Annotated in this window: 19 protein-coding genes; 13 read left to right on the forward strand and 6 right to left on the reverse strand. The window is 41.7% G+C overall.

The window, feature by feature from the left end; genetic code table 11:
- Positions 1-35: 35 nt before the first annotated feature.
- From DXA07_RS01440 to DXA07_RS01450, 3 genes are all read left to right on the forward strand, one after another.
- Positions 36-1283 carry a hypothetical protein gene (locus DXA07_RS01440; RefSeq protein WP_117784518.1) on the forward strand — a complete coding sequence of 416 codons (1248 nt, stop codon included), beginning with the start codon at positions 36-38 and terminating at the stop codon, positions 1281-1283.
- 16 nt (positions 1284-1299) lie between these two features.
- Complete coding sequence (locus DXA07_RS01445) at positions 1300-2022, forward strand: ATP-binding cassette domain-containing protein (RefSeq protein WP_117784517.1); 723 nt, start codon at positions 1300-1302, stop codon at positions 2020-2022.
- 62 nt (positions 2023-2084) lie between these two features.
- On the forward strand, positions 2085-4271 hold the full coding sequence (locus tag DXA07_RS01450) for a hypothetical protein (RefSeq protein ID WP_147352416.1): 2187 nt from the start codon (positions 2085-2087) through the stop codon (positions 4269-4271).
- Positions 4272-4381: 110 nt separating this feature from the next.
- Here DXA07_RS01450 and DXA07_RS01455 read toward each other — a convergent pair whose 3' ends face one another.
- Positions 4382-5443 carry a Gfo/Idh/MocA family oxidoreductase gene (locus tag DXA07_RS01455; protein ID WP_118483032.1) on the reverse strand — a complete coding sequence of 354 codons (1062 nt, stop codon included), beginning with the start codon at positions 5441-5443 and terminating at the stop codon, positions 4382-4384.
- Between the two features lie 490 nt (positions 5444-5933).
- Here DXA07_RS01455 and DXA07_RS01460 point away from each other — a divergent pair, with 490 nt between their 5' ends.
- The 8 genes from DXA07_RS01460 to DXA07_RS01495 all read left to right on the forward strand — a co-directional run bounded on the left by DXA07_RS01460 (position 5934) and on the right by DXA07_RS01495 (position 12402).
- On the forward strand, positions 5934-7514 hold the full coding sequence (locus tag DXA07_RS01460; RefSeq protein WP_118483034.1) for a spore germination protein: 1581 nt from the start codon (positions 5934-5936) through the stop codon (positions 7512-7514).
- Positions 7515-7736: 222 nt separating this feature from the next.
- Positions 7737-9110: a hypothetical protein gene (locus tag DXA07_RS01465; protein ID WP_147352500.1), complete on the forward strand. Its 1374-nt coding sequence runs from the start codon at positions 7737-7739 to the stop codon at positions 9108-9110.
- 17 nt (positions 9111-9127) lie between these two features.
- Positions 9128-9307 carry a hypothetical protein gene (locus DXA07_RS01470; RefSeq protein ID WP_118483038.1) on the forward strand — a complete coding sequence of 60 codons (180 nt, stop codon included), beginning with the start codon at positions 9128-9130 and terminating at the stop codon, positions 9305-9307.
- Positions 9308-9358: 51 nt separating this feature from the next.
- Positions 9359-9973 (forward strand): hypothetical protein, encoded by a 615-nt coding sequence (locus tag DXA07_RS01475; RefSeq protein ID WP_118483040.1) that lies wholly within the window; start codon positions 9359-9361, stop codon positions 9971-9973.
- Entirely contained in the window at positions 9958-10143 is a 186-nt protein-coding gene (locus tag DXA07_RS01480; protein ID WP_118483042.1) for a hypothetical protein, read from the forward strand. The genes DXA07_RS01475 and DXA07_RS01480 overlap by 16 nt, the downstream gene beginning before the upstream one ends.
- Positions 10144-10257: 114 nt before the next feature.
- Positions 10258-11316: a D-alanine--D-alanine ligase family protein gene (locus DXA07_RS01485; RefSeq protein WP_118483044.1), complete on the forward strand. Its 1059-nt coding sequence runs from the start codon at positions 10258-10260 to the stop codon at positions 11314-11316.
- Positions 11317-11319: 3 nt separating this feature from the next.
- Positions 11320-11757 carry a DUF1934 domain-containing protein gene (locus tag DXA07_RS01490; protein ID WP_118483046.1) on the forward strand — a complete coding sequence of 146 codons (438 nt, stop codon included), beginning with the start codon at positions 11320-11322 and terminating at the stop codon, positions 11755-11757.
- 6 nt (positions 11758-11763) lie between these two features.
- Positions 11764-12402 carry an SAM-dependent methyltransferase gene (locus DXA07_RS01495; protein WP_117784512.1) on the forward strand — a complete coding sequence of 213 codons (639 nt, stop codon included), beginning with the start codon at positions 11764-11766 and terminating at the stop codon, positions 12400-12402.
- A 190-nt stretch (positions 12403-12592) separates the two neighbouring features.
- Here the strand turns inward: DXA07_RS01495 and DXA07_RS01500 are convergent, their stop codons facing one another.
- The 5 genes from DXA07_RS01500 to malQ form a co-directional block, all read right to left on the reverse strand.
- Positions 12593-13378 (reverse strand): CPBP family intramembrane glutamic endopeptidase, encoded by a 786-nt coding sequence (locus DXA07_RS01500; protein ID WP_118483048.1) that lies wholly within the window; start codon positions 13376-13378, stop codon positions 12593-12595.
- Between the two features lie 2 nt (positions 13379-13380).
- Positions 13381-13938: a hypothetical protein gene (locus tag DXA07_RS01505; RefSeq protein ID WP_021944205.1), complete on the reverse strand. Its 558-nt coding sequence runs from the start codon at positions 13936-13938 to the stop codon at positions 13381-13383.
- A gap of 269 nt (positions 13939-14207) precedes the next feature.
- A complete protein-coding gene (locus DXA07_RS13230) occupies positions 14208-14378 on the reverse strand; it encodes a hypothetical protein (RefSeq protein WP_182427482.1) in 171 nt (56 codons plus the stop codon).
- 35 nt (positions 14379-14413) lie between these two features.
- Positions 14414-14944, reverse strand: a complete 531-nt coding sequence (locus tag DXA07_RS01515) for a lysophospholipid acyltransferase family protein (protein ID WP_118483050.1) — start codon at positions 14942-14944, stop codon at positions 14414-14416.
- Between the two features lie 15 nt (positions 14945-14959).
- A complete protein-coding gene (gene malQ / locus DXA07_RS01520; protein ID WP_117808037.1) occupies positions 14960-16489 on the reverse strand; it encodes a 4-alpha-glucanotransferase in 1530 nt (509 codons plus the stop codon).
- A 107-nt stretch (positions 16490-16596) separates the two neighbouring features.
- Between malQ and DXA07_RS12910 the strand changes: the two genes are divergently transcribed.
- Positions 16597-16845 (forward strand): hypothetical protein, encoded by a 249-nt coding sequence (locus DXA07_RS12910; RefSeq protein WP_147352417.1) that lies wholly within the window; start codon positions 16597-16599, stop codon positions 16843-16845.
- A 290-nt stretch (positions 16846-17135) separates the two neighbouring features.
- A complete protein-coding gene (locus DXA07_RS01525) occupies positions 17136-18359 on the forward strand; it encodes an ATP-binding protein (protein ID WP_117808039.1) in 1224 nt (407 codons plus the stop codon).
- Positions 18360-18558 lie beyond the last annotated feature (199 nt).

Below are 18558 nucleotides of genomic sequence, written 5' to 3' on the forward strand. Positions count from 1 at the left end.
TCCTATGATGTTTAGGATGAAAGCGGGGTTATTAGATGAATAAAACGATGCGCATTATTTGTATTATTTTATGCGTTGGTTTGATTATGGGATTAGGATATGTTGTCATACGAAAAATAAAAAAATATCCAGATGAAGTGGAATATTCTTCATTAAGAGCTTTTGCGGATGATGGTATGTATTATATAAAAAGAAATGTTCTTTATTTTTTGGATTCAAAGACGGGAAAATCGGTAGTGGTTTGCAATAAAGCTAATTGCAAGCATAATACAGAAAACTGTAATGCGTATATATTTGGACTGGGATCTAGTATGCTTTATTATGAAGATAAACTATATATAAGTGAATTTGATTCTGAGGTAACAATTAATGATGAGGATGATGCCGTATATAAAGGGGCTGTACAGATTCGTGAAGTAGAAAAGGATGGAAGCAAAGTGAGTATTCTGTATTCGGCAGATGAAGGCGCTGTTTTTGATATGGAAATGATAGATGGAATATTATATTTTACTACATGGAAATATCATGATGGATTTAAATTGAATCAATATCAGCTTGATTGCACGTTGTATTCATATGATCTGAGATGGAGGCGGTTACGAGTATTGTTAAGTTATGAAGGAGATGCAGAACATGACAATTCAACACTTCATATATTAAATAATAAAAACAAAGAAAAAATTTATCTGACATATGGTTATAAAGATAGCCAGAGAAACAGGCACACTATACTGCTTACATATAATATAGAAACCCATAAAGATGAAATTGTTGCAGATAATTTAAATACAGAATATGGGAAATCCTTTAATATAATCAGTACTGCAAGTGGCATTTATATAGAAACGAAGGAATTGGATAATGGTGTAGAATGGACTGTGATATATTCGTGTGATGCAGACTTGCAGAATCAGAAAGAAATTTTTCGGATTGTAGATGGAGATATTTATTGTATGGATCGATACTTGTATGCAATTAATACAGATTACAATAAGTTTTTTTATCAATGTGATACAGGAACTGTTTATCTGGCAAATACCTGTTTTACAGAAGAAGGAACTTATATATCCGATATTTATGGCTTGGATGAATCAAGTGACAAGATATATATAGATGGACATGATTATACTGGTATGAAGCCAGGAGATGTAATCACATCGGATCAGAGTGAACAGACGGTGACAGGATGGACAGAATTCCGGGATACATATTTTACAAAACTGGAGAATGCAGATCAGAATACTGTGGAAGCATTTGACTGGGTGAAATGGCCGGAAGAGTGATAAAGGGGATGAGGATATGGAATTAAAACTGGAGCATATCTCGAAAGAATATAAGAATACAACGGCGCTTGATGATTTTTCCATGACATTCTCAGAGGGAATTTATGGATTGTTGGGGCCCAATGGTGCAGGAAAAAGTACCTTGATGAAGTTGATTACAAGAAATATCAAACCGACAGCAGGAGAAATTTATCTGGATGGAACAGATATTCATACCCTGAAACGGGAATATCAGCGGCTGATCGGTTATATGCCACAGCAGCAGGCGATCTATCCGTTTTATACCGGACGGATGTTCCTTGCATATATGGGATTGTTGAAAGGAGTAGAGAAAAAAGTACTGAATGATGAGATCGAGAAATACGCATCAAAGGTAAATCTTCTTGATGTACTGGATCGAAAGGTCGGAACATATTCCGGCGGTATGAAGCAGAGACTGCTGATCGCGCAGGCATTTCTTGGGGATTCAAAGATCATTATTTTTGATGAGCCAACAGCAGGACTGGATCCGAAGGAGAGGATCCATGTACGGAATCTGATTCATGATAATTCTGCAGGGAAGATTATTTTGATTGCTACTCATGTTGTTCAGGATATTGAGGATATAGCAAGTCAGATCATGCTGCTGAAAAAAGGTGTGTTGATCGAGATGGCAGCACCAGAGATCCTGACCGGAAGAATCACGGATAAAGAGAATCCGGATCTGGAAGATGTATATTTAAGTATATTTGGAGAGTAGCTTTTTGCAGGTTGGTCATTTCCGGATAGAGAAAGTGGCTGCCTGTGGAAATGGAGGACGATATGAGTAGATCAAAACAAATGGAAAAAGCTGCTACCATCAGTCATTCCGGACGAAGAGGTGGATTTTTTCGATTTTTTATAAATGAAATACGGGCTATTTTATATAACCGGAAATTAATATTATGTTTTTTGTTGTTTTTAGTTATGAATGTGGGCCTGTTGATCGTAGCCTTTGCTACTGATGAGGTGGATAGTACACAGTATGCAAGGCTTCGGACAGATCCGGATTCCATTATGGATATGTATATGGAAGATCCGGAATCAGAGACATATAAACAGTTGTTTGATGAATATATGGCAAGCACAACGTATGACGAATATCTGCAGAAGGTTATAGAAGATGCAGAGATGAATCAGTCGATTTCCATATTTCAGACAAAGTTCTCGATCAGTAATCTGGAACGGACAAAGAGGGATTTTGAAAGACTTGTGGGAACAGAAGCATCCTTTGTTGGCGGATATGGAATCTGTAAGGCATTGAATTTTACCGGAAGTTATGTTCTGATATTTTTCCTGCTGGTTGTTCTGGTGCTGGAACTGGTGCTGCGGGATAAGAAGAATGGTCTGGCAAATCTGTATAAGACAACGTGGAATGGAGACAGTCGTTTATTGTTGTCTAAGTATGCGGCAGCATTTGTCTATATGGCATTATTTGTGGCGGGAGTATTCTTAAGTAATATTTTGATTGCCGAATGGAAGTTTGGAGCTGTAGATCTGTCAGCACCGGTACAGAGCCTGATGGATTATATTGGATATGGCTTTTCCTGCAGGATCAGTACATTTGTTGTTCTTGTCTGTTTGGTAAAGATTCTGATCTTTGCAGTGATCCTTGCAGCATTATTTACATTTGCAGTTGTTTCTTCAAATGAAGTTATGTTGTGTGTATGGTCGGCGGTTGCTATGTTTGTAGAATTGCTGTTTTCCGTATTGGGAGAGAAACTGAATCTGACATTTTTATATCGATTCTCTATTTTTTCAATGCTGGATACAACCAGATTTTTTCAATATGAGAATTATAATCTGATATCTCATGCAGAGCCTGCAATCTATCTGGACTGTATTATCTGTGCAGTGTTGTTGGCAGGATTTCTTATCATATCGTCGGTAATCTATCTGGAGGGAAGCAGTGATTATCGGGAGAGTCGTATACGATTACGAAAAAAAGGTACGAAATCCCGCAGGATATTTTCCTCAGTATGGAGACTGGAAGGCTATAAGTTATGGTTGGGATATAAGATGATATTTGTTATTTTTCTGTTGGTTGGATTTCAGGTGTACATTTATCAGAACAAATCTGTACGGTGGAGTGCAAATGAATATGCATACCAATATTATATCAGTCAGATTGAAGGTGTGGTTACACAGGGAAAGCTGGATTATATAGCCTCAGAGGAAGAATGGTACGAAAAACTTCACGAAGAAGAAGATCGGGTTGACCGGGACTACGCTGCAGGGAAGATAACTGAAAAAGAGTATAATGATAAATGGGATGAGATGAATAAGCAGCTTGCAAATGAGGAGAGTTTCTTTCGCTGTCTGGAATATGTGGATTATATTAAGCAGCAATGTGGAATCACGTCACAGGTTTCGGAAGCCGATCCTGCTGTACTGGAACGGATAGGATTTGTCTATGCCAGAGGCTGGAATATCCTTGCCGGAAGCAAAGACTATAAGGATGACGTGATGAATGCAGCGAAGGTAATCGTTGTACTGATGCTTACAACTGCATTTCTGTATCTGGAGGATTACAGATATAAGATCAATGGCATTATTGATATTACAGAGAATTACAGGAAACTTCATGTGATCAAGGCATTTCGGATGCTGCTTATTATTCTTGTTGTATACATGATCGTTTATCTGCCTGAACTTATGTGGGTGAAAAGAGAAATTGGGCTGGCAGGAGGAAAATATCTGGCACAGTCTCTTCCGTGTCTGGAACAGGTTGGCATATCAACCAGTATTACCGGATATTTCCTGCTGGTATCTGGAATTCGGTTGATCACGATTCTGGTACTGACTGTACTCTATGTTCTAGTTGGAAAGCTGATCAGGAGCACAAATGGTGCGATATTCTGTGCGGCAGCCGTTGCGCTTTTGCCATTGCTGCTGTACCTGTCAGGATTTACTGCAGCAAAGTATTATCCGTTGGTTCAGCTATTATCAGGCAATATGCTGCTTAGATAAATGAATATTTAAAGAGATCCCACTGTGACAGATGATAGATGTCCCCTTTTTATTGGACAATCAGTGAAAGAGGTGCATATCATTTGTTATAGTGGGATTTTTGTATGCTGTTACCAGCTCTTTCGTATCTCGTCAAATAGCCGCATGATATATATAGTGTGTTCATGTGGCATTTCCGGACATTCAGTCAGACCTTTTTCAAGTGCCCGCTTACAGGCGAGCACTTCATATTCATAGCCGCTGATCTGGGCAGGACAGTTGATCGTCTGAACCAGTCGGCGGTCATTTTCATATATACGGAATGCCTCGTAATTATTGATATTGTCAACCTCGATGTAACCTTTTGTTCCGTAGATCACGCCGCGGCGGTCGGTGGCTGATTCCATAGTTGTGAACAGACCAGCGATCGCACCGTCCGGGTATGTCAGGTTGATAAATTCTGTTTTGTCTACGCCTGTTTCGTGTGGAGTCATCGTTGTGTGGATTGTTGATACGTTGTCGCCAAGCACCCAGGTCGCAAAGTTTAAGGTATATGGTGCAAGATCTAAGAGAGCACCTCCGGCAAGCTTCGGGCGAATCAGACGTTCTACCTGCATCAGGGAATAACCAAGATTTGCGGTCAGCCCTGTTATTTTTCCGATAACGTCGGAATCTATAATTTCTTTTAAAGTAAATGACATTGGCATATAGCGAACCCACATCGCTTCCGCCAGTAATATATTCTTTTCTTTTGCAAGCCGGATCATATCTTCGGCTTCTTTTGTATTTACGGCAAATGCTTTTTCACACAGAACAGCCCGGTTATGATTCAGACACAGCATCGTATGCTCTTTATGGTGGGAGTGTGGAGTTGCAACGTAGACAAGATCAATCCCGTCATCAGCAACCATTTCTTCATAAGAGCCATACCATTTGGATGCATGATAAGTATCTGCAAATTGTCTGGCTTTTTCTTCTGTTCTGCTTGCTACAGCATAGAGTTCAACCTCTTGCATCTGGTTAACGGTTTCCGCCATTTTGCGGGCGATACCGCCTGCACCGAGGATGGCAAGGCGTAGTTTCCTGTTTTCTAATCTGGCGTCTGGGGTTGCCGTAGCATTTCTGTTGTCTAATTTATGATCTGGATCTGTTGTATGTTTTTTGTTGTCGGATATATTATCTGATTTTATCATTTTTTTCGTTTCCTTTCTGGGTGGTTTGTGAAGTCATGGTATTTCTATATTTCCGGTTAAAATTCTATATGGCGCTGATGAAACGGAAACTATTGAATGTTGCCGGGTTCATCATATGTGAGCAATTTTATGATTTTATGTAATTACTATAGAAGCTTTTGGGGATTTGTGCAAGCGCATCCCATCGTAATGATCATTATATTGTACCCGTTCAATGCATTCGAAAAATCGACCCTTGCAAGCAAGCGATTTTTCATCATTATATCATGTGCTTCGCACATTCTATGCATTCCGCAAAATCAGCATCCTTGCAAGCAAATAATTTTGCGTTCATTATATCATGATTCAATGTAACATTTTATGTATAGTTCAGAGGGTTACTGGCAATACTGGAAATAGTAAGAAGATAATACAAGTAAAAGTTAGATCATGGAGGAATAAGATTGGGGAAAGTCGGTCAGAGTTGAAATGTACATAGGAGCAACGGGAGGTGGAACGTTTGGAAAAAGACAGAGATGCAGAAGGCGGAATTTATAGTGCAGACAGCCGGATTGACAGAGATATAGATGCAAATATCAGCCGGGTAAAGGCACTGTTTGCCGATTGGGGAGACATCGTGGAACGTCGATTTACAGTCAGACGTACCGGTTTGGATGTGTATGCGGAGGATTCCATCGGATCAGCAGATGAGACGTCCGCGTCGGTAGGAGCAATCTATGTAGTGTACATTGATGGGCTATGTGACAATGGTCTGATCGAGGATACGATCATTAAGCCTGTGACCTGGGAGTGGCGGCATGAGCATGGTTGTTCTCTTTGGGAGGCAATGGATTCATTTGAGACACAATCGGCGGATATAAAGGCAGAAAATGACTTCAAAAATGTGATGTTTTCGATATTAAAAGGAGACACAGCGGTATTTGTATCGGATGCAGATCAGGCGTTTGTTGTGTCTTCCAAGAAGCTGCCGGTACGAGGTGTGGAAGAAAGCTCTACAGAGGGTGGAATGCGTGGTCCGCGGGATAGTTTTAATGAAAGCATTCGTACATCGACAGCCCTTATCCGGCGAAGAATCAAAGATACCAGATTAAAATTGATCCAGAATACGATCGGTGTTCGTTCCAGAACCGAGTATGGAATCATGTATATTGAGGACATTGCAGAGAAGAAGCTGGTTGAACAGGTGAAAGAACGGATGAATGAATATGAGATAGATGCCATATTTGACAGTGGAATGGCAGAACACCTGATGGAGAAGAAATGGTATCGGCCGTTTCCGGTGTTCCAGTCAACCACCAGACCGGATAAAGCGGCGGCGGCACTGGCAGATGGCAGGGTTGTAATTGTATTTGATAATTCACCGGAGGTTCTGATCGCGCCGGCGACGATCAATACATTATTCCAGACTGCCGATGATTATTATAACCGTTGGCCGGTTGCAACTTTTGCCAGAATCATTCGTTATATAGCGGCATTTATCGCGGTAGGGCTGCCGGGCTTCTATATAGCAGTTACCTGTTATCACCGGGAGGTGATACCGGATAAACTTCTCTATGCGATTGCAGTTGCAAGAAATCAGTTGTCTTTTCCGATCGTGTTAGAGGTTTTGATCATGGAGTTGTTGTTTGAATTGCTGCGGGAGGCAGGAATCCGTCTGCCGAGTCAGCTGGGAAATACGATCGGCGTTGTTGGTGGTCTGATCGTTGGACAGGCTGCAGTGGAAGCAGGGATTGTCAGTACAATCGTGGTGATCGTAGTCGCTCTGACAGCGATTGCTTCGTTTGCCATTCCAAATGAAGCTTTTGCATCGGTCTTTCGCCTTTTAAAATTTCTGGCGATACTGGCAGCGGCTTTTTTTGGACTGTATGGATTCCTGCTGGTGATGCTGTTGCTGATCTATCATCTTGCCGGTCTGAACAGCTTTGGTGTTCCATACATGGCACCGGTTGTCACCTGTGGCTATGCAGAGGATGGGATGGAGGATTTTGTGCTTCGCAAACCGATCAAAAAATTTGTCTTTCGTCCGGCATGGGCGAACTATCGGGAGCGCAGACGGCTTCGCAAAAAGTAATGATGAATGGGTGTGAATTAATATATGGGTTATAGAAATGTGACGTTTCGACAGCTTTTTATAACGGGAACTTGCCTGATTTTTCCGATTGCTTTCTGGAATATGGTACAGATTATGACGGATTTTTCAAAAAATAATGGAATGTTGTCACTTTTTTTGATGCTAATGCTTGCTCTGGTTTATGTGGTACTACTACATCTTGCGCTTTCCGGTGTGGTGAAAATGTCAGGTCCAGCTAAAGAAAAGACAGAGATAACGGGTGCAAAAGTATGGAATAATAAGAAAAAAGCAACTATTGCATCTATTTATGTGATCAGATATGCAATCCGGGTTCTTTTTTTGCTTTATTTCTTTGTACAGGGGAGCCGGATCCTGATGCTGCCGGATTATGCAGGAACGGTTCTGGTCGTTCCGGTATTACTGGCACTTTTCTATATGGCAGGAAAGGGGCTGCGTGGTTATATCGGATTTACGGAAGCAAGTGTGATCGGAATCGGGATCACATTGGTGCTGTTTATTATTTGTGGATTCTGGAATGCAGATTTTTCCAGATTAAAAGAATATGCAGAATTTCAGATGCAGGCATCTGTATGTAACACGATATGTCAGGTTTTGATAAAAGGATATCTGATGGTTGTAGGGTTATGTATGCTTGAATTTGTTATGTATCTCTATCTGAGAGTAGAGAAGCGAAGACGAGGGATGCTGGTATGGACAGTGTCTGTTCCGGTTGTGTCGGCCCTTGTTGCTTCCTGTTTTGTGATATCACTGCTTGGCTTGCAGGGGAAAACAATGACTTCAAAGGGAATACTAAATGTTGTGGGTGCGATGATGTTCCCCGGAGGTGCAAATGCGAGGCTCGGTTTACTCGCCTGTTACCTGCTTGTCATCTTCGGGCTCTTGCTGCTGGCAATCCATATCGTATTTATCTGTCAGTTTGTGGATGAAATCTGGAAGATTATCTGTGCATGGAGAAAGAGCAGTGAGATGAGAGCGGCCGGGAACGATAAGAGGACAGAGTTACATGGACGTGATTCTGATAATGCAATGGATAAAAAAGTGATGGAAGAAAAAAACGATACATTTGAGGATAAGACACAAAAGAAAAATGAGTATTCGGCAGAAGATATGGAAGAGAAAAGAAGCCTGTGGATAAGAAGTGGCTGTGTGGTTGTTTTGTTTCTGCTGTTTCTGTGGATGGGCCGGTTTCTTGTAGAACGGGATGCCGGCCGGGCTTTTATGATCTACATTGCCGCCGTTGATATTCCATTGTCGGTTCTTGTACCGGCATTTGCAGGGAGAAAACGGACGAATCCGGGGAAGCTTGCAAAGATGGCTGCAGAAGTGATCGGTGGAGTTCTGGTCATCTGCATATTGTCCGGATGCATGGACAGATCCATTGAAGCGGTAGACTATCTCCGTGTGGTTATGATCTCTGAGACAGAAGGGGGCTACGAGTACACATTTGTTACAGACAGTCTGGAGGGAGCGGAGTCAGCAGCCGAATCGGAGGAGCGGGAGTATCCGGTTGTTGCGGAGAGCTGCAGCAGGCACGGGCTGAATACGATCAGGCGCATGACCGGAGCCTTGATCTGAGCCATGTTGAATATATCATGGTGGATTCCGAAGAAACCCTGCGACAGATGTATCCGGAGCTGATAAAAGAATTTGTAACGAATTATGTAGAAGTAATCTGCACCGATTCGCTTTATCAGGGTGAAGCGTCCGGCAGCATCCGGAAATATATCGCAACGCATTACAAAGGAGAGTGTCTGGCGACACTGGGGGAGTAGACATTCGTTTAAAGTGTTAGATTTTGATAAAGAAAAATGGAGGTTATGGAAATGGGTAGAGCAGTGAGAGCGGCAGTTGCCGGAATCCTGATCGGTTTATTTTGCGGAACATTATATGTGGAAATGGGAGCACTGAAAAGATTATACAGCGCGAAAAACAGCGTAGAGCAGGTGATGAACCTGATCGAATATGCGGAAGAAAATGAAGATATAGCCTATGACAGTACAGAGGAAAATTATGCTGGAATAACCAGTGACAAAACTTTACAGACAGATGGTAAGAATGGCAGATCGAACCAGATGGTAAATGGTCAGGATACTTTGGATGGACAGGATACAGAACTGTCAAATAATATACAGACCGCATTTCGTATTCTGGATGGCACAACATTAAATGCATACGAAACACAGAAGCAGTTACAGGAGTTGGAAGCGGTGTATGATGATATAGCAGGAAATGCAAGTGCGGAGAGCAAGATAAGTGCTCAGAATAAAACATCAGATGTTATCCGGATTCGAATAAGATATGAAGGAAATGAGAATTTATCGGACAAGCAATTGGATGAATTTACTTCATATGTTGAGCAGGCGGTACTTTATGGTATAGCGAGAAGCTTGGCGCAGACTATAACGATCAGGAGAAAAGCATTGTGCGTAAGAATCTGATCCTGAGCAAAGAATATATCGATGCCTGTGCAGAGGAAAGTGCGGAGGAATATGGCATCCCGGTTACTGCCTGGTCCGCCTTTGAATATCTGAACCTTCCGGCAGCAACCTTGAATGGCGTTGCTTATCCGGCCGGGTATTATGAAACTTTGTGTGTGACGTTGAAATGATTATGACGGTTTTTTCTATCCACCCCTAAATCCCCGGAATCCTTGAATTATATAGGTGGTTGTGGTATGATATGAGATATTTTGATTATATATTTCAAAGGAGCTCAAGGGAATATGGCTAAGAAAAAACTGGTAGTTATTTTTGGAGGAAGATCATCGGAACATGAAGTTTCATGCATTTCAGTTCAGACAGTTGCCAAAGCGGTGGATACGGACAAATATGATATGACACTGATCGGAATCACAAAGGATGGAAAATGGCTGAAAGCTGACAGCATTGAGAGTATTGCTGACGGAAGCTGGTACGACAGTCAGGTTCGTGCAGTGATTTCACCGGATTCTGCAAAAGAGATTATCATAAAAGATGGCGACAGAATCTATGCGGAGCCTGTAGATGTTATTTTCCCTGTTTTGCATGGTTTATATGGAGAAGACGGTACGATTCAGGGATTGTTTGAGATGGCGGACATTCCATATGTGGGCTGCGGTGTATTTGCATCGGCTGCTGCAATGGACAAATTCCATACAAAGATCATTGCTGATCATATCAATGTAACACAGGCAAAATTCGTTCCTGTAGTAGAAGATGATTTTGATGATCTGGATGTTGCGATGGATCGGGTAGAGAGCGAGTTGAACTATCCGGTATTTGTAAAACCATCATCCGCAGGTTCATCAAAGGGTGTTACAAAGGCACATGACAGAGCCGAGTTAGAGGCTGGTCTGCATGAGGCACTTAACCATGATTCCAAGATCCTTGTCGAGGAGACGATCATCGGTAGAGAGCTGGAATGTGGTGTACTCGGATATGGTAATCATACAAAGGCATCCGGTGTTGGCGAGATTCTTGCTGCCGCAGATGCAGATTTCTATGATTTTGATGCAAAATACAACAATGCAGATTCCAAGACGATCATCGGTGCGGATATACCGGAAGAAGCTGAGGACGAGATCCGTGCAGAAGCGATCCGTATCTTTAATGCGATTGACGGTTTTGGACTTGCCCGTGTGGATTTCTTCCTTGAGAAGGACACCAATCGTGTAATATTTAATGAAGTAAACACATTGCCGGGATTTACATCGATCAGTATGTATCCGATGCTGTGGGATGCAGAGGGATATGACATTAAGACCCTTGTAAATACCTTAATTGAGATGGCATTTGAAAGATAATTTATGACGACGAGAGATATAAAGATAAAAGTAACGGGTGTACAGAGTGTTGCCGGAGCGGATGATGAACCGGAGGTTCTGGAGCTTGAGACGCGGGGAACATACTCGGAGAAAAACGGAAACCGCTATATCAAATATGACGAGTTCATTGAAGATGTGGAAGAACCGGTGAAGAATCTTCTGCGGTTCGATGAGCATGCATTACAGCTGACGAAACGTGGCAGCGTGAACACGGTTATGTTATTTGACCGTGAGAAGAACAGCTCAGTGCATTATGTAACTCCGGTCGGACCGATCTGTATGAATATCTGTACTGAGAAATATCATATGGAGCAGTCCGAGAAGGGGATTCGGATCGATATTCGTTACTGTATTGATTTTAACAATGATTATATTACGGATTGCAGTCTGAATGTGACTGCGGACTACGAAGGGGTATAAATATATATGGGTAGTGAGAAATCCTTCGACAGCTTTCTGGGGATTGAAACGATCGCGGAGACAGCATTTGGAGATATGGATGTATGTCTGCCGGTGAACGAAGAAGATAATAATTATGAGGTTACATATTATAATGATCTGGTGACGATGTTCGATGAGATCAGCATGGAGCCGGAAGATACGCTTGTGGATTTTGGCTGCGGACTTGGCAGAGTGCTTTTTTACTGTAATTCCAGACATTACTGCCGGACGGTTGGAATCGAGAACAATGCCAGGGTCTATGACAGACTTCTGACAAATGCCGCAAGCTATCAGAGCAAATTCCTTGATCAGGAGGAAAGGATGCAGTTCCTGAATGTGGAGGCAGAGGCATATGAGGTCGGAGATGAAGACAATTATTTCTATTTCTTCAATCCATTTTCCGGTGCAACCTTCAAGAAGGTACTGGATAATATCATCGCATCGGTTCGGAGACAGCCGAGAGATATTGAACTTTTGATTTACTATCCGACATTTGAATATCAGAAAGCAATCCGTGACTGCAACCTGTTCGTTTTAAAGAAGATGATCAAATTGTCCGGTTATGAAGAAGACCCGGATGAGAAGGTTCTGGTATATCATTTGTCACGATATTTTGTAGTGTAGAATAAATAAGGCGGTCTATCTGGCGGACTAGCTTTATATTGACTTGCTGCGATTCCTATTCAATGCACATGTCTGATTCGTAAATACTCCTGTGCCAACTCGTCCTTCGGACTCAAACAGGCACCCGTATTTACTGACAATGTGCATTTCATTACGGAATCTTCGCTAATGTCAATATAAAGCTAGTCCGTCAGATAGACCGCCTTATTAATTTCATACAAATCATAATCAGGATACAGGTGATTCCGATGATTCCCCACAGTATAGAGGGGGAGATCGCTATACTTCCGATCACATAGGAAGAAGCGTTTAAGATCATATGAAGGATCATGCCGGGGATCAGGGAGCCTGACCATACGGCAAGACAGCCCAGAATGATTCCGGCCGGAACGCTGTAGCAGAACTGAACGACATTTCCATGATAACAGCCGAAACAGAATGCTGTGAACAGGATCGCACAGAGGGCGGCATGCTTCGTGTGAAATGCAGAGACAGACAGCTTCAGTGCCACTCCCCGGAAGGCGAATTCTTCTGCGATCGGTGCTAGAAGTGTGACTGTACAGATACGGATGATTCCATTGTTGATGGAAAAAGACCGCTGTACCCGTTCATGGTATGAGGTTAGAAGCTCCGGCCTATAAGTGTCGATCAGACGAAGAATACAGGTTGTTAAGAGCTGAAGACTGATACCAAGGATCAGCAGTAAAATAAAGATAACAAAAGCACGCAGGAAAGGATTTTTCTTTCCTGCGTGCTTTGTTTTTGAATGATCGGACAGATAAAAATATCCGAAAATACAGATACAAAGAATATATGAAATACATGATGTGATACTGCCGACAGAATCAGTCTGACTGCCTGTAAGATCACAGATCCGGGTGCCTGCAAGATAGACAATATTATGTATCAGTAATGCGGTAACCGGAACCAGACAGGTAATAACTAATTTTCTGAGGTCGACACGAGTATTTATCATGATTACTGGATCTTCTTTGCCCTTTCTTTTTCTTCCTTTGCCTTTGCTTTTCTTGCGGCTTTTTCTTCTTTGCTGAGTTTCATGCTGGCAGTTTCCTGCTCATAAGTCTGCTCGTATTTCTTCTGTTTTGCACGAAGCTTCTGGCTGAATGATTTTTTTGCAGGCTCCGGTGCTTTCTTACCACGAACATTCTTAACGCTTGTGATGTAGATACCGCTGACCATAGCTTTAACTTCGCCACGGACAGGCATAACATCAAAGATTCCATCGTCGCAGATCAGATTGATGATCTGTGGGCCAATCTTGGCTTTAACGATAGGAAGCTTGGCTTTCTGGTAACGCTTTGGAGTTGATTCCAATACCTGTTTCGGAAGATTTGCATCTTTCATAGGCAGCATCTTTTTATCGATGACCAGCATCGTGACAGGCTGTGCAGCCTGAAGCATAGCTTCTTTCTGTGCGCTCTGCTTCTTCTGCAGGCGGTTTCCTACTATGTAAAGTACTACTAAGATTACAACTAATATTGCGATGACGATTAACATCCATCCCCACCAAGGCATAATAAGTTCCTCCTTATATTTCATTATTTGTCTGTGATTGCAAATTGTATATATTATGATTACTTTTGACCTTACCAATCAGGGAACGCTTCCGCTCGTTTCTGCGCTGCATAACTTCGAACTAAGCTCGAAAATACCTCGCTAAGATCTCAGTTACCCCTGCAGCGGTACTAAGATGCCGCCTCTGCGCCATCTAAGGACCGGCGGACTCAAATGTCCCTGTATTGGCAAGTCAAAGTAATCAAATATATATACAATTTGCAATTATATTATTTTTCAATCATAGGCAGATTTTTTAACCGGGCTGCCTGAATCTTACCTGGGATTGCATCCAGAACCTCTTTACGTTCCTTCGGCTTCAATCCACGGATATCAACCGGCTCTAAGAATTCGATCACAACCTTGCTGCTGTGAAGAAAATTATGTTTATTTGCTTCCATACATTTGTCTGTTCCGCAGATAGCAACCGGAATGATCAGACATCCGGCTTTCTGAGCGATCTTGAATGCACCGTCTTTAAATGGCAGCAGTTCGTCGCCCTTATTTCTTGTTCCTCCGGGAAGATCATCATGGAGTGACCGGATTTGATGATATCAGCAGTCTGTAAAATCGTTTCCAGACCCTTTTTCAGATCGGTACGATCCAGATAGGTGCATCCGATATCATCCATGTATTTGTAAAGCAGAGGTATATCCTTGATATTGTCTTTGGACATGAAGCCAAGAGGCATATCGATTGCATTGTGACAGGATAAAATATCAAAATAGCTTCGATGATTACCAACGAACATGACCGGTTGGTCGGCAGGAATGTTTTCCTTGCCGATAACTGTTCGTTTACATCCGGTTAAGAACATAACTGCTCCGAAAAATCCTTTTACCAGCTTCTGAGCCTTGATATAAGCTTTGTCCTGATCCTTTTTTGCAAGCTGCTTCAGATACAGATGATATGGAAAACAAAATATGATTCCAAGTACTGCAAACAGTACAGTAATAATGGTTCTCAAATATATCCTCCTGTTCTATCTGCCGTAGAGTTTTGCTGTCTCAAATAGACGTTCTTCTAATTTAGTATCCATGTCTTTATCCTCAAAGCGCCAAGCCCAGTTGCCTTCTCCTACACCCGGAGTATTCAGACGAGCCCATGAATCTAATTTCAGAACATCCTGCATAGGAACAACAGCCATATTTGCAACAGAAGAGAAACATGCACGGATCATAACCCAACAGATATCACTGGCATCTGTGCTGAAATAACGGCGAAGCTTGTCCTTGGATGCTTCGTATGCTTTCTGATACCAGCCAAGTGTTGTGTCGTTGTCATGTGTTCCTGTGTAGCATACGCAGTTTCTTGTATAATTATGCGGAAGGAAATCATTTTCTTCCGGATTTTCAAATGCAAACTGTAAGATCTTCATGCCCGGCAGATTGAATTTGTCACGCAATTCGATAACAGAATCGTCAATCTCACCCAGATCCTCAGCGATGATCGGAAGGTCATAGCCAAGATTTGCCTGTAACTGTGTGAAGAAGTTGATACCGGGAGCGGGCTTCCATTCTCCGTTGATGGCGGTTTCTTCGCCATAAGGTACAGCCCAGTACCGGTCAAATCCTCTGAAATGGTCAATCCTTAAGAAATCTGTCAGAGTGAGCTGGTATTTGATTCGCTCGATCCACCATTCATAACCGGTAGCGGTATGCTTTGGCCAGTTATACAGTGGGTTGCCCCACAACTGTCCGGTCTCTGAGAAATAATCAGGTGGTACACCGGCAACCTCTGTTGGGTATCCCTTTGAATCCAGCATGAAAAGCTCCTGATGGCTCCATACATCGGCACTGTCCCATGCAAGGAAGATCGGAGCATCACCTACGATGCTGATGTTCTTTTCATTTGCGTATTCCTTGATCGCCATCCACTGTGTATGGAATAAGAACTGGATGAAATCATAGTAACCGATCTCATTTGCAAGCTTCTTTTCCCATGTGGTACGCTGTCTTTTGGTAGGTGCTTTCAGGGAATCTTCCCACATATACCAAGGCATTCCTTCATGGAAATCCTTACCTGCCATAAACAGGGAGTAGTCAGCGAGCCAGGAGGAATCCTTTTTAAAAGAAGCAAATGCTGCCATCTGTTCCTCGTCTGTTGATAATCCGTCCTCATGGTCAGGATCAGTAAAACGTTCGTAAGCGAGCTTTAACAGCTTTGTCTTAAATGTGATCAAGGTTCCGTAATCGATGTGAACGGGATCCCATTCCGGCATATCGGTAAAATCATCTTCTGACAGAAGCTTGTATTCTTTTAATGCATCAAGGTCAATAATTAACGGCTGACCGGCAAATGCGGAGAATGGCTGATATGGTGAATCACCAAATCCGGTATGTCCAAGTGGAAGCACCTGCCACAGATTCAAGCCCGAATTTGCCAGAAAGTCTATAAACCGGTATGCACCTTTGCCGAGATCACCGATTCCGTAAGGACTTGGAAATGAAGTCGGATGTGCCAGAATACCAGCGTATTTCTTTGGCTTTTTTTCATGGTTGTTTTCTAACATGTTTATCCTCTTTTCCTATTATTATATAGACGTTTTTGGTCTGGTCAGATATATCTGTCTGCCCGAACATCATAAAACCTCATTTTTCCTTGAAAAATCAAGGCGGTGTGGAAAAAACACCGTACGTTTTATTATACATAAAACGAATTATTCTTACAAGCCTGAAATTGGGAGAAGTCGCAGTCCGTCTGCCCGCCCCTGTCGGTATCCTTGGCTGGTATGGGTGGCTGGCATGTGCAACGAACAGAAATCGCAGCAAGCCATTTATAGTGGGGAGACCAACTGCCCATGCCAGCCACCCATACCAGCCAAGGAGACCGACAGAGACGAACAGACAGGTTGTGTTAGTTTTATAAAGTTTTGTTTATGATCTTCATAAATACATCAGAAAATAAACACAGTTTAGACACACTTCCCTTATATACTGTGTATTGTAAGAGTTTTTCATTTATTTGAATCCTCTCTCCCCTCATTTTTTGCAAGTGGTAATAAGTCTTTTCCCCGATTTATTACCACTTGTTTTTTGTTTTTATAATTCCGTTTGGGTACAAAAGAGTCGTATGTGGCGCTTTATTCTTGATAAATTTTTATTTTTCGGCTAAAATAAGATTGAATCTTATTTTAGCGAAAAAAGAGGTGCAGCTATATGGAATATATTCATAGAGATTTAGAAAAAAAGATAAAAGAGTTAGCAGAAGACTATTCCTGTATATTGATTACAGGGCCGAGGCAGGTTGGAAAAACCACTTTATTTAAAAAATTAATGGATGAGAACAGGACGGTAGTGAGTCTGGATGATTTGGAAGAAAGAAAACTGGCACAGACAGATCCTGCTATGTTTTTGCAGATGCATGATCTTCCCATTTTAATAGATGAGGTACAATATGCTCCGCAATTATTTCCATATATTAAGATGGCTATAGATAATGGAGCATCGGCATCATCATTTTGGTTGACCGGGTCGCAGGCATTTCGGATGATGGAGCTTGCACAGGAATCTTTGGCGGGAAGAACTGCTATTATCCATATGTCGTCTTTATCGCAGCATGAGTTATATGGAGCAGGCGATAATATTGAGTTTAGCGTTGATCTTGAAACATTAAAGCAGCGAAGTAAAAATGGAACAAAGGCGGAATTGTCGGAGCTATATGAGAGAATCTGGATGGGATCTATGCCGGGATATAGAAGCGGACGGTATAAAGACAGAAATGTTTTTTATTCCAGTTATATTCAAACATATATTGACAGAGATGTATCAGAGCTGATTACAAATGTTGATAAACTTGTATTTATGGACTTTGTAAGAGCTGCAGCATGCAGGTGTGCACAAATGTTAAATATACATGATATAGCAAATGACGTTGGTGTTTCAGATGAGACAATTAAGCGATGGCTGCAGGTGCTTGAGAAGTCGGATATTATTTTTTATTTACGTCCTTACTCTAATAATTTGTTAAAGAGAACAGTTAAAACTCCTAAATTATATTTCTTTGATACGGGCCTGGTTGCATATCTTACAAAATATACAACTCCAGAAATACTTGAAAATGGGGCGATTAATGGAGCAATACTGGAAAATTATGTTGTTTCCGAGATACGGAAGACATACCAAAATGAAGCGGATGAATGTCTTATGTGGTATTACAGAGATAAAGACAGTAATGAAATTGATATGGTGATTGAAAGTGATGGTATGGTGCATCCGTTAGAGATAAAACGCTCAGTAAATCCCGGAAGTGAACTGACCAGGGCATTCAGAATTCTGGATAAAGGAGCAGTTCCAAGAGGAAAGGGAGCAATCATCTGTATGCGTTCGGAACTTTCGGCTGTTGATTCAGAAAATTACATTGTTCCGATCTGGACAATATAATAAAGAATTTGTAAATAGAATGTAGAATCTGTTTATAAATACATCAGAAAATAAACACAGTTTAGACACACATCCCTTATATACTATGTATTGTAAGAGTTTTTCATTTATTTGAATCCTCTCTCCCCTCATTTTTTGCAAGTGGTAATAAGTCTTTTCCCCGATTTATTACCACTTGTTTTTTTGCCTTTTCGGCGGT

The sequence above is a fragment of the Clostridium sp. AM54-37XD genome, assembly GCF_003478225.1.
GTDB classification, from domain to species: Bacteria; Bacillota; Clostridia; order Lachnospirales; family Lachnospiraceae; genus Coprococcus; species Coprococcus ammoniilyticus.